Annotated in this window: 32 protein-coding genes and 1 tRNA gene; 12 read left to right on the forward strand and 21 right to left on the reverse strand. The window is 57.6% G+C overall.

The window, feature by feature from the left end; all coding sequences use genetic code 11:
• Window positions 1-38: 38 nt before the first annotated feature.
• Entirely contained in the window at window positions 39-848 is an 810-nt protein-coding gene (locus JBO08_RS10720; protein WP_220075104.1) for a hypothetical protein, read from the reverse strand.
• Between the two features lie 86 nt (window positions 849-934).
• On the opposite strand from JBO08_RS10720, the gene JBO08_RS28145 reads away from it, so the two are divergent.
• Complete coding sequence (locus JBO08_RS28145) at window positions 935-1,336, forward strand: hypothetical protein (RefSeq protein ID WP_258407168.1); 402 nt, start codon at window positions 935-937, stop codon at window positions 1,334-1,336.
• Window positions 1,222-2,403, forward strand: a complete 1,182-nt coding sequence (locus JBO08_RS10725; protein WP_258407172.1) for a tyrosine-type recombinase/integrase — start codon at window positions 1,222-1,224, stop codon at window positions 2,401-2,403. The genes JBO08_RS28145 and JBO08_RS10725 overlap by 115 nt, the downstream gene beginning before the upstream one ends.
• A gap of 69 nt (window positions 2,404-2,472) precedes the next feature.
• On the opposite strand, the gene JBO08_RS10730 is transcribed toward JBO08_RS10725, so the two are convergent.
• The 9 genes from JBO08_RS10730 to thrS all read right to left on the reverse strand — a co-directional run bounded on the left by JBO08_RS10730 (window position 2,473) and on the right by thrS (window position 9,928).
• Window positions 2,473-2,549, reverse strand: a tRNA-Pro gene (locus tag JBO08_RS10730).
• A gap of 90 nt (window positions 2,550-2,639) precedes the next feature.
• Window positions 2,640-2,996 (reverse strand): MerR family transcriptional regulator, encoded by a 357-nt coding sequence (locus JBO08_RS10735; protein ID WP_003219935.1) that lies wholly within the window; start codon window positions 2,994-2,996, stop codon window positions 2,640-2,642.
• Window positions 2,977-3,279, reverse strand: a complete 303-nt coding sequence (gene ihfA, locus JBO08_RS10740) for an integration host factor subunit alpha (RefSeq protein WP_002553164.1) — start codon at window positions 3,277-3,279, stop codon at window positions 2,977-2,979. The genes JBO08_RS10735 and ihfA overlap by 20 nt, the downstream gene beginning before the upstream one ends.
• Before the next feature lie 3 nt (window positions 3,280-3,282).
• Entirely contained in the window at window positions 3,283-5,661 is a 2,379-nt protein-coding gene (gene pheT, locus JBO08_RS10745) for a phenylalanine--tRNA ligase subunit beta (protein ID WP_220075106.1), read from the reverse strand.
• Window positions 5,662-5,687: 26 nt separating this feature from the next.
• Window positions 5,688-6,704: a phenylalanine--tRNA ligase subunit alpha gene (gene pheS, locus JBO08_RS10750; protein WP_065874065.1), complete on the reverse strand. Its 1,017-nt coding sequence runs from the start codon at window positions 6,702-6,704 to the stop codon at window positions 5,688-5,690.
• Between the two features lie 109 nt (window positions 6,705-6,813).
• The gene (gene rplT / locus JBO08_RS10755; RefSeq protein ID WP_003174975.1) at window positions 6,814-7,170 is read right to left on the reverse strand and encodes a 50S ribosomal protein L20; all 357 of its coding nucleotides are present in this window, start codon (window positions 7,168-7,170) and stop codon (window positions 6,814-6,816) included.
• Between the two features lie 29 nt (window positions 7,171-7,199).
• Window positions 7,200-7,394 (reverse strand): 50S ribosomal protein L35, encoded by a 195-nt coding sequence (rpmI, locus tag JBO08_RS10760; RefSeq protein ID WP_002553160.1) that lies wholly within the window; start codon window positions 7,392-7,394, stop codon window positions 7,200-7,202.
• Between the two features lie 60 nt (window positions 7,395-7,454).
• The gene (infC, locus tag JBO08_RS10765; RefSeq protein ID WP_015884933.1) at window positions 7,455-8,006 is read right to left on the reverse strand and encodes a translation initiation factor IF-3; all 552 of its coding nucleotides are present in this window, start codon (window positions 8,004-8,006) and stop codon (window positions 7,455-7,457) included.
• Entirely contained in the window at window positions 8,006-9,928 is a 1,923-nt protein-coding gene (gene thrS / locus JBO08_RS10770; protein WP_024076468.1) for a threonine--tRNA ligase, read from the reverse strand. The genes infC and thrS overlap by 1 nt, the downstream gene beginning before the upstream one ends.
• A gap of 367 nt (window positions 9,929-10,295) precedes the next feature.
• Here thrS and JBO08_RS10775 point away from each other — a divergent pair, with 367 nt between their 5' ends.
• Window positions 10,296-10,610: a hypothetical protein gene (locus JBO08_RS10775; RefSeq protein WP_015884935.1), complete on the forward strand. Its 315-nt coding sequence runs from the start codon at window positions 10,296-10,298 to the stop codon at window positions 10,608-10,610.
• Window positions 10,611-10,899: 289 nt separating this feature from the next.
• A complete protein-coding gene (locus JBO08_RS10780; RefSeq protein ID WP_003234260.1) occupies window positions 10,900-11,112 on the forward strand; it encodes a cold-shock protein in 213 nt (70 codons plus the stop codon).
• Window positions 11,113-11,185: 73 nt separating this feature from the next.
• On the opposite strand, the gene JBO08_RS10785 is transcribed toward JBO08_RS10780, so the two are convergent.
• Entirely contained in the window at window positions 11,186-11,506 is a 321-nt protein-coding gene (locus JBO08_RS10785) for an I78 family peptidase inhibitor (protein ID WP_065874067.1), read from the reverse strand.
• 144 nt (window positions 11,507-11,650) lie between these two features.
• Window positions 11,651-11,959, reverse strand: coding sequence for a hypothetical protein (locus JBO08_RS10790; RefSeq protein ID WP_065874069.1), 309 nt, complete (start codon window positions 11,957-11,959; stop codon window positions 11,651-11,653).
• A gap of 171 nt (window positions 11,960-12,130) precedes the next feature.
• Here JBO08_RS10790 and JBO08_RS10795 point away from each other — a divergent pair, with 171 nt between their 5' ends.
• Window positions 12,131-12,343 (forward strand): hypothetical protein, encoded by a 213-nt coding sequence (locus JBO08_RS10795; protein WP_032886978.1) that lies wholly within the window; start codon window positions 12,131-12,133, stop codon window positions 12,341-12,343.
• 33 nt (window positions 12,344-12,376) lie between these two features.
• Here JBO08_RS10795 and JBO08_RS10800 read toward each other — a convergent pair whose 3' ends face one another.
• The 7 genes from JBO08_RS10800 to JBO08_RS10830 are packed head-to-tail and all read right to left on the reverse strand — an operon-like array spanning window position 12,377 to window position 19,343.
• Window positions 12,377-13,405 carry a nucleoside hydrolase gene (locus JBO08_RS10800; RefSeq protein WP_049712414.1) on the reverse strand — a complete coding sequence of 343 codons (1,029 nt, stop codon included), beginning with the start codon at window positions 13,403-13,405 and terminating at the stop codon, window positions 12,377-12,379.
• Between the two features lie 25 nt (window positions 13,406-13,430).
• On the reverse strand, window positions 13,431-13,835 hold the full coding sequence (gene rbsD / locus JBO08_RS10805; RefSeq protein ID WP_065874070.1) for a D-ribose pyranase: 405 nt from the start codon (window positions 13,833-13,835) through the stop codon (window positions 13,431-13,433).
• Window positions 13,832-14,749, reverse strand: a complete 918-nt coding sequence (gene rbsK / locus JBO08_RS10810) for a ribokinase (protein ID WP_065874072.1) — start codon at window positions 14,747-14,749, stop codon at window positions 13,832-13,834. The genes rbsD and rbsK overlap by 4 nt, the downstream gene beginning before the upstream one ends.
• A gap of 23 nt (window positions 14,750-14,772) precedes the next feature.
• Window positions 14,773-15,795, reverse strand: coding sequence for a LacI family DNA-binding transcriptional regulator (locus JBO08_RS10815; RefSeq protein ID WP_065874073.1), 1,023 nt, complete (start codon window positions 15,793-15,795; stop codon window positions 14,773-14,775).
• 3 nt (window positions 15,796-15,798) lie between these two features.
• The gene (locus JBO08_RS10820) at window positions 15,799-16,776 is read right to left on the reverse strand and encodes an ABC transporter permease (RefSeq protein ID WP_015884943.1); all 978 of its coding nucleotides are present in this window, start codon (window positions 16,774-16,776) and stop codon (window positions 15,799-15,801) included.
• The gene (locus JBO08_RS10825; RefSeq protein ID WP_220075107.1) at window positions 16,773-18,326 is read right to left on the reverse strand and encodes a sugar ABC transporter ATP-binding protein; all 1,554 of its coding nucleotides are present in this window, start codon (window positions 18,324-18,326) and stop codon (window positions 16,773-16,775) included. Before JBO08_RS10825 ends, JBO08_RS10820 begins: the two co-directional genes overlap by 4 nt.
• Window positions 18,327-18,383: 57 nt before the next feature.
• Window positions 18,384-19,343: a sugar ABC transporter substrate-binding protein gene (locus JBO08_RS10830; protein WP_065874076.1), complete on the reverse strand. Its 960-nt coding sequence runs from the start codon at window positions 19,341-19,343 to the stop codon at window positions 18,384-18,386.
• Between the two features lie 564 nt (window positions 19,344-19,907).
• On the opposite strand from JBO08_RS10830, the gene JBO08_RS10835 reads away from it, so the two are divergent.
• From JBO08_RS10835 to JBO08_RS10845, 3 genes are all read left to right on the forward strand, one after another.
• Window positions 19,908-20,996 carry an asparaginase gene (locus tag JBO08_RS10835; protein WP_065874077.1) on the forward strand — a complete coding sequence of 363 codons (1,089 nt, stop codon included), beginning with the start codon at window positions 19,908-19,910 and terminating at the stop codon, window positions 20,994-20,996.
• Window positions 20,997-21,186: 190 nt separating this feature from the next.
• A complete protein-coding gene (locus JBO08_RS10840; protein ID WP_082224448.1) occupies window positions 21,187-21,438 on the forward strand; it encodes a DUF1654 domain-containing protein in 252 nt (83 codons plus the stop codon).
• A gap of 4 nt (window positions 21,439-21,442) precedes the next feature.
• Complete coding sequence (locus tag JBO08_RS10845; RefSeq protein ID WP_065874081.1) at window positions 21,443-22,132, forward strand: endonuclease; 690 nt, start codon at window positions 21,443-21,445, stop codon at window positions 22,130-22,132.
• Between the two features lie 31 nt (window positions 22,133-22,163).
• On the opposite strand, the gene JBO08_RS10850 is transcribed toward JBO08_RS10845, so the two are convergent.
• A complete protein-coding gene (locus JBO08_RS10850; RefSeq protein WP_065874083.1) occupies window positions 22,164-22,529 on the reverse strand; it encodes an SPOR domain-containing protein in 366 nt (121 codons plus the stop codon).
• 263 nt (window positions 22,530-22,792) lie between these two features.
• On the opposite strand from JBO08_RS10850, the gene csrA reads away from it, so the two are divergent.
• The 3 genes from csrA (at window position 22,793) to JBO08_RS10865 (ending at window position 23,827) form a co-directional block, all read left to right on the forward strand.
• Window positions 22,793-22,987: a carbon storage regulator CsrA gene (csrA, locus tag JBO08_RS10855; protein WP_003192511.1), complete on the forward strand. Its 195-nt coding sequence runs from the start codon at window positions 22,793-22,795 to the stop codon at window positions 22,985-22,987.
• A 211-nt stretch (window positions 22,988-23,198) separates the two neighbouring features.
• Window positions 23,199-23,438, forward strand: coding sequence for a hypothetical protein (locus tag JBO08_RS10860; protein ID WP_065874085.1), 240 nt, complete (start codon window positions 23,199-23,201; stop codon window positions 23,436-23,438).
• Between the two features lie 95 nt (window positions 23,439-23,533).
• Window positions 23,534-23,827 (forward strand): hypothetical protein, encoded by a 294-nt coding sequence (locus JBO08_RS10865; RefSeq protein ID WP_065874086.1) that lies wholly within the window; start codon window positions 23,534-23,536, stop codon window positions 23,825-23,827.
• 19 nt (window positions 23,828-23,846) lie between these two features.
• Here JBO08_RS10865 and JBO08_RS10870 read toward each other — a convergent pair whose 3' ends face one another.
• The gene (locus tag JBO08_RS10870) at window positions 23,847-24,524 is read right to left on the reverse strand and encodes an HAD family hydrolase (protein WP_065874088.1); all 678 of its coding nucleotides are present in this window, start codon (window positions 24,522-24,524) and stop codon (window positions 23,847-23,849) included.
• Between the two features lie 206 nt (window positions 24,525-24,730).
• Here JBO08_RS10870 and JBO08_RS10875 point away from each other — a divergent pair, with 206 nt between their 5' ends.
• Window positions 24,731-25,501 (forward strand): alpha/beta fold hydrolase, encoded by a 771-nt coding sequence (locus JBO08_RS10875; RefSeq protein ID WP_065874089.1) that lies wholly within the window; start codon window positions 24,731-24,733, stop codon window positions 25,499-25,501.
• Window positions 25,502-25,555: the final 54 nt, after the last annotated feature.

Raw genomic sequence — 25,555 nt, forward strand, 5'->3', positions numbered from 1 at the left:
CAAGTGCAGCAAGGCCGGGCAAGTATAAAAAATGTGATCTAAGGAGACGGATCCAACACAAACTCGGAGCCAACCCGCCACTCCAAACGGTCATATAACTGATTATACTTCTTCTGCAATGGGTCTTTATGAATTGCGTGACAACACACATATGCAAGCACGTCAGCAACATCTAGAAGTTGAGGATATTTGCCGCCACCTATTATTGGTTCAACTTTATCGACCTTGCCAATATTGCGTCCATCGTCAATATAGCCAGAAGTCAAATAATGTGCCTGCGTGCTTCTGGGCCCTATGAATTTTGTCATCGTTGGGTCAGGAGATATAAAAATTTGGCAATCAGCTGCACACGGCCCATTGGGGCCTCCTTGGGGGCCATTGGCAAAACACATTTGGGCCAAAAAGCCAAGGATGCCTTTTGGATTCGGAGCAATAGGAAGAGCAATATCAGCCTCACCTATCGTTGACTGCATCACCAACTCGCCCGAACTGAAAGCACCCAAGGACTTATCTGTAAACGCGTAACCGAACCGCGCAAGTCCTTGGTAACGATTCACGACAGTTATGACATTATTGAGGACTGAGTTTATATCTTCTTCTGAGAGGTGATCTAATCCCTTTTTCTTTCTGATTTGCCCACTATTAAGTTCTCGACAATGTATCCCTACGCCAAGAGGAAACTTAAAGCGTCTTTTTATATCATCTATATCCCGAACGATTGACTTTAGTTTTGTTCGCTTGAAAATAAAAAAAGTAAATACAAGAGCGTCGTTGTACCCGCTGTCGTCGCCATAGGCGATATATTTAGAATCCTCGCTCGAACCGACCACCGAAACATTGCTCACCATTGCAATCTCCCTTTGAAATAGAACTTAACTCTAAACCCTATCCAAGCTGATCACACCACCTATAAATAGAGTGGCGAGGCATTCCTATGTCCAGAGCAAACGCGGCACCGGCCGCAGATATCACGCCGCGCTTCATCCGGGCGTCGGCTGCACCCGCCTACCTCGGCATGTGCCGGGAAGAGTTCAAGAACACCGTCCGCCCCCACGTCCGCGAATTCCCCATTGGAAAACAGGGCGTTGCCTTCGACCGCCATGAGCTGGACCAGTGGGCAGACGCCTACATCGAACGCATGGCAATTGAAAAGCAGACCGATCAGGACAACAATCCGCCCCGCAGTGGGCGCCAAGGAGCAAAACAATGGCGCGAAAAACAATGTCGGGCCTCTACCAGAGGAACGGGATTTGGCACATCGACAAAGTCGTCAGAGGTAGCCGACTTCAAGAAAGCACTGGAGCAAGCGAGAGGGAAGAAGCCGAGCAGTACTTGATTCATCGGCTGGAAAAGCTGCGGCAGGAAAAGATTTACGGCGTGCGCCAGGTGCGAACCTGGCGCGAGGCTGCCACCCGGTTCCTGGTCGAGTTCAAAGACCAGGCATCAATCGGCCTTTCCGCTTCCCACATCGAACAACTCGACCCATACATCGGCGATCTGCTGATAACGCACATCGATGATGGGAGCCTGGCTACGTTCATTCGTGACCGGCAGCGGCCGAGCAAGACCGACAAAGGAAAGGTCAAGCCAGGCGTATCGAACAGGACGGTCAATATCGCCCTACAGCGAGTGGTCAGGATCTTGAACCTGTGTCACCGCAAGTGGCGCGATGCTGAAAAGCGGCCGTGGCTGGAGAGCGTGCCGATGATATCGATGCTTGAGGAAAAGAAGTCGAGCCGCAAACCCTACCCGATGTCCTGGGAAGAGCAGGCCCTGTTATTCCCTGAGCTGCCCGACCACCTGTTGAGGATGGCCCTCTATAAGGTGAACACGGGTTGCCGGGAGCAGGAAGTGTGCAAGTTGCGGTGGGATTGGGAAATACGGGTGCCGGACCTGAACACCAGCGTGTTTCTGATACCTGCCGGATTCGGCGGGCGGAGTGAAAACGCAGGGGTGAAGAACGGCGATGAACGCCTGGTGATCTTGAACAACGTGGCGATGTCCATCATCGATGGCCAGCGCGGTCTACACCAATGCCTGGTGTTCCCGTATGGGCAACCAGATCAGTTCGGGCCAACGGCGATGCATCGAATGAACGACTCGGCCTGGAAGAAAGCCAGGGTGCGCGCAGCGGACAAATGGGAGAAGGCCCACCAATCGCCGGCACACCCCGGATTCAGGTCGATCAGGATTCACGACTTAAAGCACACCTTTGGCAGAAGGCTACGTGCGGCGAGCGTGACAGAGGAAGATCGGAAAGCGTTGTTGGGGCATAAGAACGGCAGCATTACGAGCCACTATTCTACCCCGGAGTTGCAGCACTTGATTGAGGCTGCGAACAAAGTGTCGGCTACTGACTCTCGCGGGCCAGCGCTGACCATTTTGAGGAGGAAATTGGGATGATCCCCCGCAAAAGTCCCTACGCGTAAAAAAGCCGAACTGGCTAGAGTTCGGCTAAGTCACTGAAAAATATGGTCGGGACGGAGTGATTCGAACACTCGACCCCTAGCACCCCATGCTAGTGCGCTACCGGACTGCGCTACGCCCCGACTAGGCGTGTTACTGGGTTCGCTTCTTAACGAAGCGAACCGGAATATACCGCAAGCTTTTGAAATGTGGAAGTATTTTAAAAGCCGGAATTACTTCTTCAAAACCACCAGTACATCTTCGAGTTCGGAGATCATCTGGCGGATCATTTGCTTGTATTGGGTCGTGTCGTCTTTGGCTTCATCACCGGACATACGCTGGCGCGCACCGCTGATGGTGAACCCCTGATCGTAAAGCAACGCGCGGATCTGTCGGATCATCAGCACATCCTGGCGCTGATAATACCGACGGTTCCCGGTGCGTTTGACGGGGTTGAGTTGAGGAAACTCCTGCTCCCAATAGCGCAACACGTGCGGTTTTACCGCACAGAGCTCGCTGACTTCACCAATGGTGAAGTAGCGTTTGCCTGGGATGACGGGTAGCTCGTCGTTATGACTTGGTTCCAGCATAAGCCTCAACTCGGGCCTTCAACTTCTGCCCTGGACGAAAGGTGACCACACGGCGAGCCGTGATCGGGATTTCTTCTCCCGTTTTTGGATTGCGGCCAGGCCGCTGGCGTTTGTCCCGCAGGTCAAAATTGCCGAAACCGGACAATTTGACCTGTTCGTTGTCTTCCAGAGCGTGTCTGATTTCTTCAAAAAACAGCTCGACCAATTCCTTGGCCTCGCGCTTGTTCAGACCCAACTCTTCGTACAGACGTTCCGCCATCTCAGCTTTCGTCAAAGCCCCCATACGTCACTTCCTTAACGTGGCGTTCAACCTTTGTTCGAGCGAGGTGAGGATATTTTGTGTCGTGGTATTCACCTCATCGTCATTAAGAGTGCGCGATGGATGCTGCCAGGTCAAGCCAACTGCTAGGCTTTTTCTATGCGGATCAATACCTTTACCCTGATAGACGTCAAATAGCCTGAGGTCTGTCAGCCATTCCCCTGCATTTTCAAGGATTACATCCAGAACCGCAGTGGCGGCCACTTCACGGTCGGCAATCAGAGCCAGGTCGCGGCGCACTTCAGGGAAGCGCGACAGCTCGCTGAATTTAGGCATTTTGCCCGAGGCGACTTCAGCCAGGACCAGTTCGAACACGAAGACCGGACGGTCGAGACCGAGGGTTTTCGACAGTTCAGGGTGAATGGCACCGACGAAGCCCACCAAACGCCCGTCGCGCTCGATACGTGCCGTCTGGCCCGGGTGCAATGCCGGATGGCTACCAGGAACGAAGGTGAAGGCATCCAGAGCACCGGCAAAGCCCAGCACCGCTTCTACGTCAGCCTTGACGTCGAAGAAGTCCACGGCATCGCGGCCCTGCGCCCAGCCTTCCGGCAGACGGCTACCGCACACCACGCCAGCGAGCATTGGCTCTTGTTTCAGGCCGTCGAGTTGGCCGACAAAACGCAGGCCGCTTTCGAACATGCGCACGCGGTCTTGCTGACGGTTCAGGTTATGGGAAAGGGCTTTCACCAGGCCTGGCCACAATGACGAGCGCATGGCGGCCATGTCATTGGAGATCGGATTGGCCAGCAGCAGCGGCTCGACACCGGGATTGAACAGTTCGAACTGCTTTGGATCGATGAAGCTGTAGGTCACCGCTTCCTGGTAGCCACGGGCAACCAGCAGGCGGCGCAGCTCAGGCAGGTGCGCACGCGCCTCAGCCTTGGGTTGCGGTGCCAGGCGCGCTTGCGGGTAACGAACCGGCAGACGGTTGTAGCCGTAAAGGCGGGCCAGTTCTTCGATAAGGTCGACTTCCAGGCTGATGTCGAAGCGGTGACTTGGCACCTCAACGTTCCACTGCCCTTCCCCGCTCGAGGAAATACCCAGGCCGAGGGCCGACAGCAGTTGTTCGATTTCAGCCGGCGCGATCACCAGGCCGAGCATTTGCTCAACGCTCTTCGCGCGCAGGGTGATCGGGGCAACGGACGGCAGGTACTGTTCGTTGACGGTTTCGGTGATCGGACCCGCTTCGCCGCCGGTGATTTCCAGCAGCAGGCCCGTGGCGCGCTCCATGGCTTCACGGGCGAGTTTCCAGTCCACACCACGCTCGTAGCGGTGCGAGGCATCGGTGTGCAGGCCGTAGGAACGGGCCTTGCCGGCGATGGCGATCTGGTCGAAGAAGGCACTCTCAAGGAATACGTCGCGGGTGGTCTCGGACACACCGCTGTGCTCGCCACCCATCACGCCGGCAATCGCCAGGGCGCGGGAGTGGTCGGCGATGACCAGGGTGTCGGCACGCAGGCTGACTTCCTGGCCGTCGAGCAGCACCAGCTTCTCACCTTCTTCCGCCATGCGTACGCGGATGCCGCCGTTGATTTCGGCGAGGTCGAACGCATGCAGCGGTTGGCCCAGCTCCAGCATCACGTAGTTGGTAATGTCGACAGCCGCGTCGATGCTGCGCACGTCAGCACGGCGCAGGCGTTCAACCATCCACAACGGGGTTGGCTTGGACAGGTCGACGTTACGGATCACACGACCCAGGTAACGCGGGCAGGCGTTTGGCGCCAGCACGTCGATCGGGCGTACTTCATCGTGTACCGCAGGCACAGCGGCAACCACAGGGCGGGTGACCGGAGCGTTGTACAACGCGCCCACTTCACGGGCCAGGCCGGCCAGGGACAGGCAGTCGCCACGGTTCGGGGTCAGGTCGACCTCGATGCTGGCGTCTTCCAGTTCCAGATAAACGCGGATGTCCTCGCCCACTGGTGCGTCGGCCGGCAATTCCATCAGGCCATCATTGCCCTCGCCGACCTGCAGCTCCGCCTGGGAGCACAGCATGCCGTTGGACTCGACACCACGCAGCTTGGCTTTCTTGATCTTGAAGTCGCCTGGCAGCTCGGCACCGATCATGGCGAATGGGATCTTCAGGCCCGGGCGCACGTTAGGCGCTCCGCACACGACCTGGAAGGTTTCCGCGCCATTGCTGACCTGGCACACACGCAACTTGTCAGCATCAGGGTGCTGCTCGGTGCTCAGCACCTCGCCCACTACGACGCCGCTGAAAACACCGGCGGCCGGAGTGACGCTATCGACCTCAAGACCGGCCATCGACAGACGAGCAACCAGCTCGTCGCGATCTACCTGCGGGCTTACCCAGCCGCGCAGCCATTGTTCACTGAATTTCATCCTGCTCTCCTAAAGATTCGTTACGACTAGCGAAATTGCGCGAGGAACCGCAAGTCGTTGTCGAAGAACAGACGCAAGTCGTTCACGCCGTAACGCAGCATGGCCAGACGCTCAACGCCCATGCCGAAGGCAAAGCCCGAGAACTCTTCCGGATCGATGCCGGACATGCGCAGCACGTTGGGGTGAACCATGCCGCAGCCCATCACTTCCAGCCAGCCAGTCTGCTTGCAGACGCGGCAGCCTTTACCGCTGCACATTACGCATTCCATGTCGACTTCAGCGGACGGCTCGGTGAACGGGAAAAACGATGGACGGAAACGCACCGCCAACTCCTTCTCGAAGAACACGCGGAGGAATTCTTCGATGGTGCCTTTGAGGTCGGCGAAGTTGATGTCGCGATCAACCAGCAGGCCTTCGACCTGGTGGAACATCGGCGAGTGAGTGATATCCGAGTCGCTGCGGTACACACGGCCTGGGCAGACAATGCGGATCGGCGGCTTGTTCGCTTCCATGGTGCGGACCTGTACCGGCGAGGTATGGGTGCGCAACAGCATGTTCGCGTTGAAATAGAAGGTGTCGTGCATCGACCGGGCCGGGTGATGACCTGGGATGTTGAGCGCCTCGAAGTTGTGATAGTCGTCTTCGACCTCAGGGCCTTCGGCGATGCCGTAGCCGATGTGGGTGAAGAACTGCTCGATACGTTCCAGAGTCCGGGTGATCGGGTGCAGACCGCCCGAGGTCTGGCCACGGCCAGGCAGGGTGACGTCAATGGACTCGGCCGCGAGCTTGGCCGCAAGATCGGCCTCCTCGAGCGACGCCTTGCGCGCATTGAGAACCTCTGTGACACGCTCCTTGGCGACGTTGATCAGCGCACCGACTTGCGGACGCTCTTCTGCCGGCAAATTCCCCAGGGTCTTCATCACCTGAGTCAATTCACCCTTTTTGCCAAGGTAGTGAACCCGGATTTGCTCCAGGGCATTGATATCTTCAGCGCTTTGCACAGCCTCGAGAGCTTGAGCGACGAGCGCGTCCAGGTTTTCCATGTACAGACTCCAGATACAAAATAGGGGAAGAGCTTGAAGGCTCTTCCCCTATTTATGACGTTTACCACCTAGGGCTGCAGGAGCAACCCAGGGTGACTGTCGGGGGTACTTAAGCCAAGGTGGCTTTAGCTTTCTCGACAATCGCAGCAAACACCGCTTTTTCGTTCACGGCCAGTTCAGCCAGAACCTTACGGTCGATTTCGATGGACGCTTTTTTCAGGCCAGCGATGAAACGGCTGTAGGACAGACCGTTAACACGTGCACCAGCGTTGATACGAGCGATCCACAGAGCGCGGAACTGACGTTTTTTCTGACGACGGTCACGGTAGGCGTATTGGCCTGCCTTGATTACCGCTTGCTTGGCAACACGGAATACGCGTGAACGCGCGCCGTAGTAGCCTTTAGCGAGTTTCAGAATTTTTTTGTGACGTTTACGGGCAATGACGCCACGCTTTACACGAGCCATGAGTTACTTCCTCTATCTTGATCCAAAAATTAACGAAGGCGCAGCATGCGCTCGACTTTTGCCACGTCAGACGGATGCAGCAAGCTGCTACCGCGCAGTTGACGCTTACGCTTGGTCGACATTTTGGTCAGGATGTGGCTCTTGAAAGCGTGCTTGTGCTTGATACCGTTAGCAGTTTTCAGAAACCGCTTAGCAGCACCACTTTTAGTCTTCATCTTTGGCATGTTCGGATACTCCGCATTCAGTTGATAAACATAATCAGAAGGCCTGCCGTGCCCTGTTGATTACTTCTTCTTTTTCGGGGCGATGACCATGATCAGTTGGCGTCCTTCCATCTTAGGATGCTGTTCGACCGAACCGTACTCGAGCAGGTCAGCTTCAACCCGCTTGAGGAGTTCCATCCCCAGCTCCTGGTGGGCCATCTCACGGCCGCGGAATCGCAAGGATACCTTGGCCCTGTCCCCATCACTCAGGAAACGTACCAGGTTGCGCAGTTTTACCTGGTAATCCCCTTCCTCCGTCCCTGGACGAAACTTGATTTCTTTTACTTGAATCTGCTTCTGGTTCTTCTTCGCTGCGGCAACCTGCTTCTTCTTTTCGAAGATAGATTTGCCGTAGTCCATCACCCGACAAACAGGTGGGATTGCATCGGCGGAAATTTCCACCAGGTCCAGCTTGGACTCTTCTGCAATACGAAGCGCTTCATCAATCGAGACGATGCCAATCTGCTCGCCATCAGCGCCAATTAACCGAACCTCGCGTGCCGAGATATTCTCGTTGATCGGGGCTTTCGGTGCAGCTCGTTTATCTTGTCTCATTTCACGCTTAATAATAATTACTCCGAATCTGGGCGACCACGCCGGGAAACCGCTTGCGCGAGGAACTCAGCGAACTGGGCGACGGGCATCGAGCCCAGGTCAGCACCTTCACGAGTACGCACAGCGACAGTCTGCATCTCGACTTCCCGATCTCCAATAACCAAAAGATAGGGAACCTTGAGCAAAGTATGCTCGCGGATTTTAAAGCCGATCTTTTCATTTCTCAAGTCGGACTTGGCACGAAATCCGCTTTCGTTGAGAGTTTTTTCAACTTCAGCGGCAAAATCTGCCTGTTTATCAGTGATATTCATGATCACTGCCTGGGTCGGAGCCAACCACGCGGGGAATGCACCCTCGTAGTGCTCGATCAGGATCCCGACGAACCGCTCGAACGAGCCGAGGATCGCCCGGTGCAGCATAACCGGGTGTTTACGGCTGTTGTCTTCGGAGACATATTCGGCTCCCAGACGGATCGGCAGGTTAAAATCGAGCTGCAGGGTACCACACTGCCAGACGCGGCCAAGGCAATCTTTCAGTGAGAACTCGATCTTCGGACCGTAGAACGCCCCCTCACCCGGCTGCAGATCGTACGCAAGGCCCGCGCTGTCGAGCGCTGCGGCCAGTGCAGCTTCGGCGCGATCCCATAGTTCGTCGGAGCCAACGCGTTTTTCCGGACGAGTGGACAGCTTCATTTCGACTTCGGTGAAGCCGAAATCGCGGTAAACGTCCATGGTCAGCTTGATGAAAGCAGCGGATTCAGCCTGCATCTGCTCTTCGGTGCAGAAGATGTGGGCATCGTCCTGAGTGAAGCCGCGCACGCGCATGATGCCGTGCAGCGCACCCGATGGCTCGTTACGGTGGCAGGCACCGAACTCGGCCAGGCGCATTGGCAACTCGCGGTAGCTCTTCAGGCCCTGGTTGAACACCTGCACGTGGCATGGGCAGTTCATTGGCTTGATGGCGTAGTCGCGGTTTTCCGACTGGGTGGTGAACATATTGTCGGCATAGTTGGCCCAGTGCCCGGATTTCTCCCACAGGCTACGGTCAACAACCTGAGGCGTCTTGATCTCCAGGTAGCCGTTCTCGCGCTGCACCTTGCGCATGTACTGCTCAAGCACTTGGTACAGGGTCCAGCCGTTCGGGTGCCAGAACACCATCCCCGGCGCTTCTTCCTGGAGGTGGAACAGGTTCAGGCGCTTGCCAATCTTACGGTGGTCACGTTTTTCGGCTTCCTCGATGCGCTGAATGTAGGCAGCCAGCTGCTTCTTGTCAGCCCAAGCGGTGCCGTAGATCCGCTGCAGTTGCTCGTTCTTCGCGTCGCCGCGCCAGTAGGCGCCGGACAGCTTGGTCAGCTTGAACGACTTGAGGAAGCGCGTGTTCGGCACGTGCGGGCCGCGGCACATGTCGACATATTCTTCGTGGTAGTACAGGCCCATGGCCTGCTCGTCCGGCATGTCTTCCACCAGACGCAGCTTGTAGTCCTCGCCACGGGCGGTGAACACGTCGATCACTTCGGCGCGCGGCGTGACCTTCTTGATCACGTCGTAATCTTTTTCGATCAGCGCGTGCATACGCTGCTCGATGGCCGCCAGGTCGTCCGGCGTAAAAGGACGCTCGTAGGCGATGTCGTAATAGAAACCTTCGTCAATGACCGGGCCGATCACCATTTTCGCGGTGGGGTACAGCTGCTTGACCGCATGGCCAATCAGGTGAGCGCAAGAGTGGCGAATGATCTCGAGCCCCTCTTGGTCCTTGGGCGTGATGATTTGCAGGCTGGCATCGGAGGTGATCAGGTCGCTGGCGTCAACCAGCTTGCCGTCGACTTTACCGGCCACAGTGGCCTTGGCCAGGCCAGCACCAATGGATGCGGCGACCTCGGCTACGGATACCGAATGATCGAAAGAACGTTGACTGCCATCGGGAAGAGTAATAGTTGGCATGGCGCCTCCTCTCCTAGTGGTGACCCCTACCAAAGGTCACGTGGGTTGGGATTAGCCAGTACAAGATCCAACACCAGGCCGTTCAATAATGAACGCCTGCCTTACAGCGGCAGGAGCCTTTCGGCCAACCGATAATCAGACCAGAGTGACTGGAGTGAGCTAAAAAGAACATGGCAAGACGGCAAATGGCGCGCCTGGAAATAGCCAGGACGAGGATGCTAGCACAGATGAACGGTCATCGCGCCGCCGCCATCTTGCCTAAACACAAATTCCGGCCTTTATAGCTGCAAAAGTGAACTTGAGCTGTACGCAATGCCTCAAACCCACTGAGAATCGCCGTTCGTCCTCGACCCAAAGGAGCATCCTCATGATGCGTTTCACCTCTACCCTCGCTCTCGCCGCTTCCCTGACCCTCCTTTCCCTCGGCGCACAGGCAGCTGCCCCGTCGAACTGGCCAGCCGGTGCTCGCGACAGCTTCGTCAGCGATTGCAGCGCAGCTGCCAGCCAGAACGTGGATGCCAAAACTGCCAAAGCCCATTGCGAATGTGGCGCTGACAAGATCAACGCCGAATTGAGCACTGCAGAGATCAAGGAACTCATGACCAACCAGAACGCCAGCCCGGAGCTCAAAAACAAAGCAGTCGCGGCTATTTCGTCCTGCAAAGTCGTGAAGAAAAAGTAAGATTTTCGTCCGATCACATGCCTGTTTTGCCGGAAAAACGGCCCGAAAACTGCCGTTTCTCACAAATTACGCAGCTTTTACGGCTTTTTTTACGAGCTGATATTTCGAGCTAAAGCCCCGTAAACCGGGGCTTTCAGCCGATCAGAGCATCAAACGTAACGCTATTGATTAGCAAACAATGCCTTGGGGGGGCTCCCAAGCCGAACATTTCGACTATGATAGCCCTGTGTGCCCAGTTGGCCTGAGCAGCACAGCACTACTGAAAATATATGTTTCTTGGAGATACACCATGTCTAATCGCCAAACCGGCACCGTTAAATGGTTCAACGATGAAAAAGGCTTCGGCTTCATCACTCCTCAAGGTGGCGGTGACGACCTGTTCGTACACTTCAAAGCTATCGAAAGCGACGGTTTCAAAAGCCTGAAAGAAGGCCAAACCGTTTCCTTCGTGGCTGAGAAAGGCCAAAAGGGTATGCAAGCAGCACAAGTTCGCGGCGAGTAATTCTCCGCTGAGCTAAAAAAACCCCGTCCATGTGACGGGGTTTTTTGTGGGCGCTGCAAAAACCAGGAGAGGCTTAGCCGCAATTGACCCGTGTGATCACCAGGTTGTCGTCGGTGTTCAGGTTCAAGCGGTCGGAGCGGTATTCCAGGGTAATCATGTCGTTCGGCTTGAGGATTCGTGCGTTCTGCGCACCGGCACGGGTACGCGCCTGCTCCAGCAACTGGGGCGAGGCTTTCTGGCCTACGGTGAATTCGGCGGCCTTCGACTCACAGCGGCTGTGACCGGCATCGGCCACGGCGGCGTCTTTGGCTGGCTCAGAGGCACCCGGGGTGCTGCAACCCGCCAACGCGAGTGCTGCCAACAAAGTACCGAATGATGCGAGCTTCCAAGGCATGAAGCCTCCTATGATAAAAAATGGACAGAGATCGTGCGACAGCGATTGGGCGGATTGGTTTCAAGACGTAAACCGCCGCCAGGCAAGTCTGCCTGAGTCTCGACAGGCATTCGCCCGGTCAATCGTGACCAGATATGAATGAAATCAGTAGATGTCGATGTAGGCGAATTCTGGCTCTGGCCAGTTCTGTTTTAACGCGTTGAAAATCTGCGTCACCCAGACCTCGTCGCTGGCGGCCACATTCCCTACGTATCCGGAACCTTTGGCCCAAGTCTCCAGGCGAAACAGCAGCCCGTCGATATCCGCACCGCCTACAGCGCTGCCTGAAGAGATAAAAGCGATTCCGGCTTTGGTCACCCGCAACTGGGTATGCTCGTCGTCACTGGCACTGGCGAGCAGTTGGCGCACATTCGCCAGGGTCAGGTTCTCGGGGTTGTTCAGGTCGATCTGCACGTGGTGTTCCCCGGCAATTAAACAGGCCGACAGTGTCGCACAGCGCCGACCTCATTCCGAGGCGCCTCATGCCTAAGTATCAGTGCCAAACGCAACGTAAGATGGTTAACTGCCCCGGTAAGAACCGCGTTCCAGCGCACTACACAGCACTTTCAGCCCCGCGAGATAGTCATGACCACCGTAACGCTCCAAGCCGACATCAAAGCCAAGTGGCCCCAGGGACAGAGCTCCTACAGCCCCGGCAGCCCGGAGGAATTGGCGATCATCGGTATCGACCTGCTGGTCAAGGAACTGGGCACACAAGCGGCGCAAGCGTTCATCGGCCAGGTATTCGAGAAATACCCGGCCGATCACATGGGGGCACACAACCCCGAACGTGAATAAGAACCGGCCGCCGAACGCCGACCAGTCAACACATTACTTCAGACGCGCGAGACGCTCGGTCAACAGATCGAAAAAGCCCTGCGCATCACCGTTCTCAACCCAGAACACGTTCTTCTCCTGCTTCAGGCCGTCGTACCAGTCGACGATGGTCTGGCCGAAGGTCGGGCCTTCTCGGCTGTCCACCACCACATTGGCCTGACGACCGCTGAACAGCGAAGGCTTGAGCAGGTACGCAATGACGGTAGCGTCATGCACCGGGCCGCCTGGGATGCCGTAGTGCTCCATGTCGCCCTTGACGTACTCGTTAAGAATGTCGCCGACAACCTTGCTCGCGTTGTTATTGATGTCGGCAATCTTTTTCAGGCGCGCCTCGCTGGTCAGTACCTTGTGAGTCACGTCCAGCGGCAGGTAGGTCAGCTTGACGCCACTTTTGAGCACAATCTCGGCCGCGACCGGGTCAGCGAACAGGTTGAACTCTGCCACCGGCGTGATATTGCCGCCATTGAAGTGCGCCCCGCCCATCACCACTACTTCCTTGATGCCTTGGGTGATTTCCGGCGCCTGGGTCAGTGCCAGCGCCAGGTTGGTCTGCGGGCCGAGCATGGCGATAGTGATGCTGTGAGGCTTGGCAGTGCTCAGGGTCTTGATCAGGTAATCAACGGCATTGCCGTCAGCCAGGCCTTTTTTGGGCTCGTGCACGGTGACGCCGGAAATACCTTCCTTGCCATGGATATTCTCAGCGTAGATCGGCGTACGCAGCAGCGGCGCTGGCGCACCGGCGTAGACCGGGATTTCCTCGCGCCCTGCCCACTCGCGGGCCAGGCGTGCGTTGCGGGAGGTCTTGTCCAGGCGCACGTTACCAGCGACGGTGGTCAGCGCACGAATGTTCAGCTCCTCCGGCGAAGCCATGGCGAAGAGCAATGCCACCACATCATCGGCGCCTGGGTCGGTGTCGATGATCAGGTCGATTTTTTCCGCCGCGTGGGCGCTGGCGGCTGTGAGTGCGGACAAAAGCAGGACACTCCGGAACAGATTTTTCAGGGTTGGGAGACCACGTTGCATAAAACACTCCTTGTCGTTGGGAACTCTAGAAGGTTACGCCGGACACCAGCGCGATATTGCAGTAAGGCTGGCATTCGCCGGTGCGCACCACGGCGCGCGCCTTGCGGCTGAGCAGCTTGAATTCTTCATGGCTGGCCAGGCGCCGCTCACCAAGGGCTGCCTGCTCTGTGAGCGCATTGAGGTCGGCCAGCGCCGGCGGCTGCTTGAGCAGGATTTCTTCGGCCAGCACATGGCTTTCCACCTGCATTTCGCTGAGCACGATACGCAAGGTGCTGATGAAGTCCGGGATGCCCTGGGTCAACGCCAGGTCAATCAGTTCGACGCCCGGCGGCACCGGCAGGCCGGCATCGCCAATCACCAGGATGTCGCCATGCCCCAGGGAGGCGATCACACGCGACAGTGCGATATTCAGCAGAGGTGTCTTTTTCATGAGGGTACAAAACCTTGTACGTCGTGCAGCGTTGGAATAGAGGGTTGCGCACCGGCGCGGGTGACCGACAACGCCGCCGCGACCTGACCAAAACGAATCGCCTCGGCCTCGCTTTTGCCACTGGCCAACGCCGCGGCAAAACCACCGACAAAGGTATCGCCAGCCGCCGTGGTATCCACCGCCTTGACCTTCGGCGCCAGCAGATGCTCAAAGCCCTGGCCGTCGGCAAACAGCGCGCCCTGAGAGCCCAGCGTAATGATGACCTTGCCGGCGCCCGCCTGAATCAGCCGGGTCGCCGCCACCCTGGCACTCTCAATGGAGTCGACCGTCACACCGCTCAGAGCGGTGGCTTCGCTTTCATTGGGGATCAGGTAGTCGATCGAGGCATACCACTCAGCCGGCAATGGGCCGCTGGCCGGAGCTGGGTTGAGGATCACCGTCTTGCCCAATTCATGCCCGCGCTTGAGGGTATAGCCCACAGTGTCCATCGGCACTTCCAGCTGGCAGATGATCACTTCGGCCGCTTGCAGGACCGCGTCGAACGCCTGTAACGAGGCCGGCGTGAGTTCGCCGTTACTGCCCGCGACAATCACAATCGCGTTCTGGCTGCTGTCATCCACCACGATCAACGCCACGCCACTGGAGCCGTCCACGCTGCTGACGGCCTGGCAGTCGATGCCTTCCACCAACAGCGCGTCACGCAATTGGGCGCCATAGGCATCGGTACCGACACAACCTATCATCGAAACATCGGCGCCCAGTCGCGCCGACGCTACAGCCTGGTTCGCACCCTTACCGCCAGGCACTGTGGAAAACGTTTGGCCGATGAGTGTTTCACCGGCACGCGGCAACCGGCTGGCGCGGGTGACCAGGTCCATGTTCAAACTGCCCACTACCACTACTTTTGCTGGCATACATCAGTACTCATCAATTCGGTTCAGCGGTATTGCGCGAACGTACCGGCGACGGGCGCCGTCGACTCACGCAATACGATGCTCGGCGTCACGATCCGTTGATCGATCGGCAGTTGGGGTGTTGCAATTCTTTGCAGTAAAAGCTCGGCCGCTGTTTCGCCCAGTTGCACGATCGATTGCCCCACCGTGGTCAGCGCCGGATAGACGTAGCGGCCCATTTGAATGTCATCGAAACCGATTACCGACAGCTCGCCCGGCACGCGGATATTACGCTCCGCCGCTGCGCGCAACACGCCGAAACCAATCATGTCGTTGCTGGCAAAAATGGCGCTGGGCGGATTTTGCGCCAGTAATTGCACGGCGGCGGCATAACCGCCAGTGCTGGTGAAATCACTTTCTTGGGTGCGATTGGCCGCCACCGCCACGCCCGCCTCGCTCAACGCGCGGTGATAACCCGCCAGACGCATCTGCGCGACGCGGGTATGGGCCGGGCCGCCGATGCAGGCGATATCGCGATGGCCCAGCTCGAGCAAGTGCCGGGTCGCCAGGTAGGCGCCCTCCTCGTGATCGATACGCACCAAGTCCACGTCAATGCCATCCAGCGCCCGGTCAACAATCACCATGGGCGTACGCACCGCGCTCAAGCCTGCGGCGAGGCCACTGTCGTCGCCACCCACCGACGTCACGATCAAGCCGTCGATACGCTTCTCCAGCAACACGCGCAGATAGCTGCGCTGCTTTTCAGCGTTGTCGTCGGAGTTACAGAGGATCACGCAATAGCCATTGCGCTCGCAGTAATCCTCGATGCCCCGGGCCAGCTCCGCAAAATAGGGGTTAAGGCTATTGGGCACCAGCAAACCGATGGTGGCCGTGGTCTTGGCTTTGAGCGAACGCGCGACAGCGCTGGGCACATAGTCGAGCTGCTTGATGGCCGCCTCGACCTTGATGCGTACCGGCTCGCTGACCGGGCGAGTCTTGTTCACCACATGGGACACCGTGGTGTAGGAAATACCGGCAAGCGCGGCCACATCCTTGATCGTTGCCATGGTTCAGCCTCGTCGACTGGCGCGCTGGCTGCGGTAGGTATCCAGAACCACGGCAATCACGATCACGGCACCGGTGATAATGCGCTTAGTGGGTTCCGTGGCACCGATCTGCGCCAGGCCAGCGGCCAATACCGAAATAATCAACACACCAAAAAAAGTACTGATCACCGAACCACGTCCACCCATCAGGCTGGTACCACCGATGACTACCGCAGCGATCACTTGCAGCTCCAGGCCGGAACCCGCGTTCGGGTCCGCCGCTTCAAGGCGCGAGATCTGGAACAACGCCGCCACACCGGCCAGCAGGCCCATAAGGCTGAACACCAGGATCTTGTAGGGCTTGGGATTGATCCCGGCCAGGCGTACGGCTTCTTCGTTGGTGCCGATACCGATCAGGTAGCGACCAAACACAGTACGCGTCAGTACAAGCTGCGCGGCGATGATCACCAGCAAGGCAATGATGAACGACGGCGAGATACCAAAGGCAATCGGGTTGGACAGCCAGGCAAACGAATCACCGATGTAAGCCGTGCGCGATCCGGTCATCTGGTACGCCACACCACGGGCCATTTCCAACACGCCGAGGGATACGATAAATGAAGGAATACGCCAGGCCACGGTGATCGAGCCGGTGATGGTGCCGGCCAATGCCGCGCAGCCCATGCCCAGCACAGCGGCCGGCAATACACTCCAGCCCCAACTGAGAATTGCCACGCTGACGGCCGATGCCGCCAGTGCCAGCACCGAGCCCACTGACAGGTCGATACCGCCGATGATCAGGATGAAGGTCATGCCCACCGCCAGAACCATCAGGTCCGGAATCTGGTTGGCCAGGGTGCTGAAGGTGTCGTAGGACAGGAAGTGGTCGCTGAGCACCGAAAACAGCGCAATCATCGCCAGCAAAGCACCCGCCAGGCCCAGGTAAGTGCCCAGACCATAGAAGTTGCCGCCGGTTTTACCGGGTGAAGTGGTGGTTTTCATGGGGTATCCCTAAGCACTGCGTCGTTGAGCAGCGCATCACGTTTTTGATAGCCGGCAAAGGCGGCGGCGAGCAATTCGTCCTGAGTCCAGCTGTCACGCTCGAAGGTGTCGATCAGACGCCCGGCGGACAACACACCGATACGATCACAGATCAGCATGAGTTCACGCAGATCGCTGGACACCACCACCAGCGCTTTGCCCTGGCGGGTCAATTCGCCGAGCAAGGCATAGATGTCGAATTTGGCACCGACATCGATACCGCGAGTCGGCTCATCGAACAGCATTACCGAGCAATCGCGCTCCAGCCAGCGGCCAATCACCACTTTCTGCTGGTTACCGCCAGACAACTCGGACACCAACTGCGCCGGGCTGGAACTGCGAATGCGCATGGCATCGATCTGGCGCTTGGCCAGTGCAGTTTCGTTGCGGCTGTTGACCACGCCGCCTCCGGAAATTTCCGGCATGTTGCCCAGGGCAATGTTGGCGCTGATGGACTGGGTCAGCAGCAGGCCTTCGCCCTTGCGGTCCTCGGTGATCAAAGCAATGCCATGGCCCACCGCGTCCGCCGGCGAGCGGATGCTCACCACTTGAGCCGGCGAACCGAGTGCCACAGTGCCGCTGTCGGCCAGGTCGGCGCCGAAGATCAGACGCAGCAATTCGGTACGACCGGCGCCGATCAGGCCGGAGATGCCGTAAATCTCACCTGCGCGCACTTCAAAGGACACGTCGCGGACTTTGTCCGAGCGGGTCAAGCCTTTTACCGTCAGGGCCGGGCCACCTATGGTGCGTGGGCCCAGGTCAATGTGTTCGCCCAACTCACGGCCGACCATCAAGGTGACCAGTTGCTCGCTGTTGTAGTTGGCCATCGGCTCGACACACACCAGCTTGCCGTCGCGCAATACCGCGATGCGCTGGGCGACACGGGCCAGCTCTTCCAGCCGGTGTGAAATGTAAATGATCGCCACGCCCCGGGCCTGCAGACGGGTGATTTGTTCAAACAGCATCTCGACTTCACGGGCGGTAAGCATCGCCGTGGGTTCGTCGAGGATCAATACGTGGCAATCGCCGATCAGGTTGCGGGCGATCTCGACCATTTGCTGATGGCCAATGCCCAGGGTGCCGACCAAGGTATCCGGGTCGATGGCGTCCAGGCCGACCTGGGCCATGGCCTCAATCGCAGCCTTGCGCAGTTGCTTGCGGCTGATCCAGCCACACTGGCTGGGCAGGTTATCCAGAAACAGATTTTCGGCCACGGTCAACGTGGGCAGCAGGTTGAGTTCCTGCATAACCATGCGCACGCCCAGCTCTTCGGCCTGGGTGCGGCTGCCTGGACGGTAGCCCTGGCCATTGAACTGCATGTGCCCGGTGGTGGGTGTGACCAGCCCGCCGATGATCTTCGACAAGGTACTTTTGCCTGCGCCGTTTTCACCGGTCAGCGCCAGCACTTCGCCGCGATTGAGCGTCAGGGTGATGTCGGACAGAACCGGTTGGGCATAGGTCTTGCCGATACCGCTGACCGAGAGGACAGCGTTCGGGGCGGAAGATGACATAGGAAAATCTCCAGGCGCCCGCTCAGGACGAGCGGACGCTGTTGGGTGCTGCCAGGATTACTTCTTGAGGACGAGTTCGACCGGGGTTTCGATCACGCCGTCTTTGGAATCGACTTTCTCACCCTTGACCAGCTTGAGCGCGTTCTGGATACCGAACACGGCTTGCTGAGCAGCGGCCTGGTCAGCGGTCGCCAGCACACGACCGTCCTGCAGCATCGGCTTGATGGCTTCGATATTGTCGTAACCCACGACCAACACCTTGCCGGCCTTGCCTGCCGCACGTACGGCGGAGACAGCGCCCAGGGCCATGTTGTCGTTACCGGCCAACAGGGCCTTGAGGTCCGGGTACTCGCTCAGCATGGCGGACGCCACTTTCTGGCCCTGGTCGATTTCCCAGTTGCCGGATTGGGTGGAGACGATCTTCATGCCGGCAGCATCCATCGCGTCCTTGTAGCCCGCGGTACGTTGCTGGGCGTTGGTGGTGGTCGGTACACCTTCAATGATGCCGACCTTGTCACCCGAGGCCAGTTGCTTGGCCAGGTAGTCGCCCACCAGCTTGGAACCTTTGCGGTTGTCCGGGCCTACGAATGGAATATTGAGGTTTTTGCTTTTGAGCACGTCCGGGTCCAGGCGGTTGTCGATGTTGACGACCTTGATACCGGCATCCGAAGCCTTCTTCAGCACGGTCACCAACGCCTTGGAGTCGGCGGGTGCGATGACGATAGCGTTGACCTTGGCGAGGATCATCTGGTTGACGATGTCGATCTGCGCGCTGGTGTCGGTTTCGTTCTTGATCCCGTTGGTGATCATGTCGAACTCGGCGGCGTGATCTTTCTGATAGGCCTTGGCGCCATCTTGCATGGTCACGAAAAATTCGTTGGCGAGGGACTTCATCACCAGGCCGACCTTGGGTTTGGCGGCGGCGTCATCAGCAAATGCAGAGGAAAGAGGCAAAGCGGCGGATGCGGCAGCAAGCACAGCGACAGCAAGAAGACGTCCAGCGAATGGCAGCTTCATGGGTTCACTCCGATCTTATGATTATTGTGAGCAACGCTTGCACCGAAGAGTGCTTCGGCAGCCTTCCCACCCGGGTGGCTGATACGAGCTGTCACGACACTTCAGGCGTGTTACGTGAAACATCTCGCAAACGTTTGCGTTATCCAAACTATGAGAACCTTGTCGAGATTTGTCAACGGTTGAAAACAGCCTTTCATTCAAGCCATACAGCACCTCGCTCGCGCCTGACAAAGAATGTGATTAAACATCGCCCTCCTCCGGCCGTTCTCTAAAACGACAGGCCGTGCCGCGCCACGCCTACCAACTCAAAGGCCCGACCGCCAACTTTTTTCGGACAACCGAACGCAATACAGCCCGATGTTCGGAAAGCCGGACGCGCACTTGGGCATAACAGGCTACGAAAATAATATAAATCGTTATAAATCAATAAGTTATTTTATGTTCGCGCGCACAATCGGCCTGGTACAGATCCTGCTCTACTCAACCACCTCGTGGCATTCAGAACTGCCCGGGTGTTCTAGATGAACCTGCTACAGCACTCATCAAAAACCAGAGAGAAAAATAATGAAATCTGCACTGAAGACTTTTGTTCCGGGCGCGTTGGCCCTCCTGCTGCTGTTCCCCGTTGCCGTCCAGGCAAAGGAAGTTGAAACCAAGACCAAACTGTCCAACGTTGTGATCCTCGCCACCGGCGGCACGATTGCCGGTGCTGGCGCCTCCGCCGCCAACAGCGCCACCTACCAGGCCGCCAAGGTCGGCATCGAGCAATTGATCGCCGGTGTTCCTGAGCTTAGCCAGATCGCCAATGTACGCGGCGAGCAAGTAATGCAAATTGCGTCCGAAAGCATCAACAACGAAAACCTGCTGCAACTGGGTCGTCGCGTCGCCGAACTGGCGGACAGCAAGGACGTGGATGGCATCGTGATCACTCACGGTACCGACACCTTGGAAGAAACCGCTTACTTCCTGAACCTGGTAGAAAAAACCGACAAGCCCATCGTGGTGGTCGGCTCCATGCGTCCAGGCACCGCGATGTCGGCAGACGGCATGCTCAACCTGTACAACGCCGTGGCCGTGGCCAGCAGCAAAGAGGCACGCGGTAAAGGCGTGCTGGTAACCATGAACGACGAGATCCAGTCGGGTCGCGACGTCAGCAAGATGATCAATATCAAGACAGAAGCGTTCAAGAGCCCATGGGGTCCACTGGGCATGGTGGTTGAAGGCAAATCCTACTGGTTCCGCTTGCCAGCCAAGCGTCACACCATGGATTCGGAATTCGATATCAAAAACATCAAGAGCCTGCCCGATGTTGAGATCGCCTATGGCTATGGCAATGTGAGCGACACCGCCTACAAGGCCCTGGCTCAAGCGGGCGCCAAAGCCATCATCCACGCCGGTACCGGCAACGGCTCGGTATCGTCCAAAGTCGTACCTGCACTGGTGGAGCTGCGCAAGCAAGGCGTGCAGATCATTCGTTCTTCCCACGTCAATGCCGGCGGCATGGTTTTGCGTAACGCCGAACAGCCTGACGACAAGTACGACTGGGTCGCAGCACTCGACCTGAACCCGCAGAAAGCGCGCATCCTGGCGATGGTCGCCCTGACCAAGACTCAGGACAGCAAAGAGCTGCAACGGATGTTCTGGGAGTATTGATTCCCGGTGATACCTCGGCAGGGTCGGTTTGCCCGCCCCTGCCTCCTCGCAAAACCCTTCGATAAAAATACCTGCGCCCTACACCAAATTGCCTGAATTGCTGTCAGACGGACTTCTTGAAGTTTAAGCAGTTGCGAAATCGCCTACAGTTAAATACTGTATGTGCGTACAGCAAACTAAGGAATATTCCGTGGCAAAGTCCTCTCCTGCAGTGCCAACCCCACCTGGTGCCTACGAACGCCTGGCCATTCGTGTGCAAAAAATCATCAATTCGACCAACGCCCAGAAAGCCAAGGCGGCTTTGATTTTTCGTTTGCCGGAAGAGCCGGAGGATGAGTGGGCGCGCTTGCTGGAGGAAATCGCGGAGAACGACAACGTCACCCTCGCCTATCGCGACGATGGCGGTGTGCAGATTTTCTGGGTTGTGCCGAAGGAAGATTGATTCAATGAGTGTCCGTTTTATCGCTGTGTGTTGCCTGTTTTTCGCCGTTACCGCCCACGCCCAAGCGCCTCGAACCTTCAGCGAAGCCAAGAAAGTCGCGTGGAAACTGTACGCCCCACAATCCACCGAGTTTTATTGCGGCTGCAAATACACCGGCAACCGCGTGGACCTGAAAGCCTGTGGCTACATCCCACGCAAGAACGCCAACCGTGCCGCGCGGATCGAGTGGGAGCACATCGTTCCGGCCTGGCAAATCGGGCATCAGCGCCAGTGCTGGCAGGACGGCGGGCGCAAGAACTGCACGCGCCATGATGACGTGTTCAAACGCGCCGAAGCCGACCTGCACAACCTGGTACCGAGCATCGGCGAGGTCAATGGTGACCGTAATAACTTCAGTTTTGGCTGGCTGCCCGTGCAAAGCGGGCAGTACGGCTCATGCTTGACCCAGGTGGACTTCAAAGCAAAGAAGGTGATGCCACGCCCTTCTATTCGGGGAATGATCGCTCGCACGTACTTCTACATGAGCAAGCGATACGGCTTGCGCCTGTCGAAACAGGATCGCCAGTTATACGAAGCCTGGAACAAGACCTACCCGGTACAGGCCTGGGAACGTCAGCGTAACCAGACCGTGGCATGCGTAATGGGACGCGGCAATGAGTTTGTCGGCCCGGTGAACCTTAAAGCCTGCGGTTGAAAAAGGGCGGAAACCCCGCCCATCCAAGTCGTTACTGCGCAGCCTTGTGTTCAATGATTTCTGAAACAGTATCGGTTTTCTTGGCACGGGCCATTTTCTCGTTGAGCAACGTTTGCTTGGCCTCAGCCTCAGCCTTGGTTGCGAACGGCCCCAACAGGACTTCGTCCTTGCCGTCGACCTTCACGATATAAAAATTGAAACCATGTTCCAGCAACCAGGCGGTGAGGTCGGTGATCGCCTGCAACTTGTGGTCCGGCGGGCCAACCCGCACGTCCCATTCCTGGGCGGCAATCGCGCCGGTCTGGGGCTGGCTTTCGGTCACGACAGGCTTGGCCTTGGGCGCATCGACGCTTTTGCCTTCACCGCAACCGGCCAATGCCAACACCGCAATTGCCATCGCTACTTTACGCACTGCCCTGCTCCTTTAAAGATAAAGAGGCGACTTTATCATTCACTGTCTATTCTGGCCGTCATAAACATTGGCTTAAACAATGCGAATGATGTATCGCAGACCTGTATGATGCCGCCATGGGAATTAATGTCGCCTCTATGCGTCCTAAAAAGAGGCAGTCACAGGGAAGCGCTAAGCAGTACGCTACACACATCCGACACCTGCCCTGTCTGAAACATGTGTCCTTAAAAGTAATCAAGGAGAAGTCCATGCTTATACTCACCCGCAAAGTTGGTGAAAGCATAAACATCGGTGATGACATCACGATCACCATCCTGGGCGTCAGCGGCCAGCAAGTACGAATCGGCATCAACGCCCCTAAGGATGTTGCCGTGCATCGCGAGGAGATCTACCAGCGCATCCAGGCCGGCCTGACGGCTCCGGACAAAAACCAGACGCCTTGAAGTGCCTCCAGTAGCCAGCCCTTTCGTTCACTGTAACGGCTGGCGAAAACTCCTTGGAACTGCTTTTGTCTTTATTGCGTGAGTGACGTCGCCAATGTGTTCATCTTCGTGGAAAGATGAAACTGTCTTCACGCTTGGAACTTGTTGTTTCATTCACGGCCGAATCTCCTGACTGACTCTCAGCCATTCGTGTGCATTCAGGAGCACGTCGATGAGGCCTACGACCACACACCCATTTGCCTACAGGTCTTGGTTGATCGCCCTATTGATAGGGTTGGTCTTCGTCGGGCTGGCCTATGGCTTGAGGTACGCAATCGAAGGCACTGGCTCCACCGATCCCCATTCGTGGCTGGACCTGACGCTGCTGCTCGGCGGCTACCTGTTCCTGTTCTGCCTCAAACCTATCCAGCGGGCCGTGCAACGTCGGTTGTGCCGACAAATGACACGCTGATACCGCATTCCTTGCTATCAGATCGCCGGTATTTACAGCGCCACAACTCGACCTATGCTTGGGCGTGCATGATCAGTAAAAGGGCCTGAAGCAAGATGGACACCCTGAGTAAATCGCAAATCGAGTCCGCACTGGCAGCCCGTCTGCCCAGCTACCAGGTGACCTGCACGTTGCACGCGGACGGAACGCTTTCGGCAGTGCTCAGCGGCCCGGAAACCGACCACTTTGCAATTACCGGGATCGTGCGCGCCCATTATCGGGGCGCCGAGGCAATCGCGCGGCTGGCCAATGAAATTCTTCGGGAGATGGTGCTGTCACGCCAAGGCATGAGGAATAATCGGATGCAGCCCCCCGATCAAGCCAATGCCGAACAAGGCCGAGGCCGTTAACGGGCTCGGCTTTTTTATATCAGGCCGCCCCGCTCTGCACATACAACAAGCCGTCCGTGTCGCACTGCACCTTCAACGGTTCATACCCGTCAATCGAAGGATGCTCGGTGACCATAGGCGTGTGATGTGTCGACGTCACGACCATCACATCCGCCCCTGCTGCCTCTGCCGCCCGGATGCCTACCGTCGCGTCTTCAAATACCAGGCAATCCTTCACCGGTACACCCAGGCGTTGCGCGCCCAGCACGTAACACGCGGGGTTCGGCTTGCCGAGGGCAACATCTTCAGCCGTCACCAGCACCGCCGGCGGCGCAATACCTGCCGCTTGCAGCCGACGCAACGCCAGTTCCCTGGGTGCGGAGGTGACCAGCGCCCACTGATCACCCGGCAGGCTGTTCAAAAACGTGACCGCGCCGGGAATCGCAACAACACCGTCCACATCATTGATTTCAGCCTCGGTAATCCATTGCGCCTCCACCTCAGGATCGACGCCGGGCAATGCCTGGCGTGTGATGGTATCGATCGCTCGAGCACCGTGAATGGTCTTCAAAAACGCTGCCACATCCAGGCCATGGCGTTCAGCCCAGATGCTCCACACCCGTTCGGCAGCGGCAATGGAATTGAGCAACGTCCCATCCATATCAAACAGAAAGGCACGGTAACGGCGGTTGAATACAGCTGAACCTCGGATGGACACTGCTTGGTTTCCTCATCGGTTTTAACAAATATCGGCCCAATGCAATCTACGGATCACCTCGGCGCTTGTAAACGCAACCGACGTCGAATGCATTACAGGTTTGTAATGCAGCCGTAAGTGTTGGCAGCACCCTCACTTCATACAGTGAAGTCGTCAGTCACCCACGCCGGATGACACCACTTCCTACTGATGAAAAGGGTCCCACCATGAAACCTGCAAGCAAACTCTGCCTGATCGCCGCCAGCCTGCTGATGCTGGGTACTGGCACCGCCATGGCCGGCACGGTCGCACCGATCAAAGCCAATAACGTGGTGCTGGTACACGGCTCATGGGCTGACGGTTCGAGCTGGTCCGAGGTAATCACCCGGCTTCAGGCCGCCGGTTTGCACGTCACCGCCGTGCAGAACCCGCTGACCTCGGTGGCCGACGACGTCGCCGCCACCAACCGCGTGCTGGACCAACAAGACGGCCCTACCGTGCTGGTCGGTCATTCCTACGCTGGCACGGTGGTCAGCGACGCCGGGGTCAACCCGAAGGTCAGCTCGCTGGTGTACGTCGCCGCGCGCGCGCCGGACGCCAATGAAGACTTCGTCGCACTTTCGGCCAAGTTCCCGACCATGCCGGTACGGTCCGGTGTCGAAGACCACGACGGTTACCTCACCCTGAGCCAGGATGCCTTCCTCAAGTACTTCGCCGCCGATGTGCCACACGCCAAGGCCCTTGAGCTGTATGCCGTGCAGCAACCCATCACTAAAACCCTGTTCAACGGTCGCACCGTCAATGCCGCCTGGCACACCAAGCCGTCCTGGTACGCGGTGTCGACGAATGACCAGACCATCAACCCGGATCTTGAGCGCTTTCTTGCCAAACGTATGAACGCCACCACCATCGAGTTGCCTTCGAGCCACTTGTCACTGGTGTCCCACGCCAAGGAAATCACCGACCTGATCCTCGAGGCCTCCGGCCGCCAACCCTGAGCCCCGCATTACAAACTTGTCATCATCCTGTTGGTGGGCTGTTCGGGACGGCTG

The sequence above is a fragment of the Pseudomonas sp. LAP_36 genome (genome assembly GCF_019456785.1).
GTDB classification, from domain to species: domain Bacteria; phylum Pseudomonadota; class Gammaproteobacteria; order Pseudomonadales; family Pseudomonadaceae; genus Aquipseudomonas; species Aquipseudomonas tritici.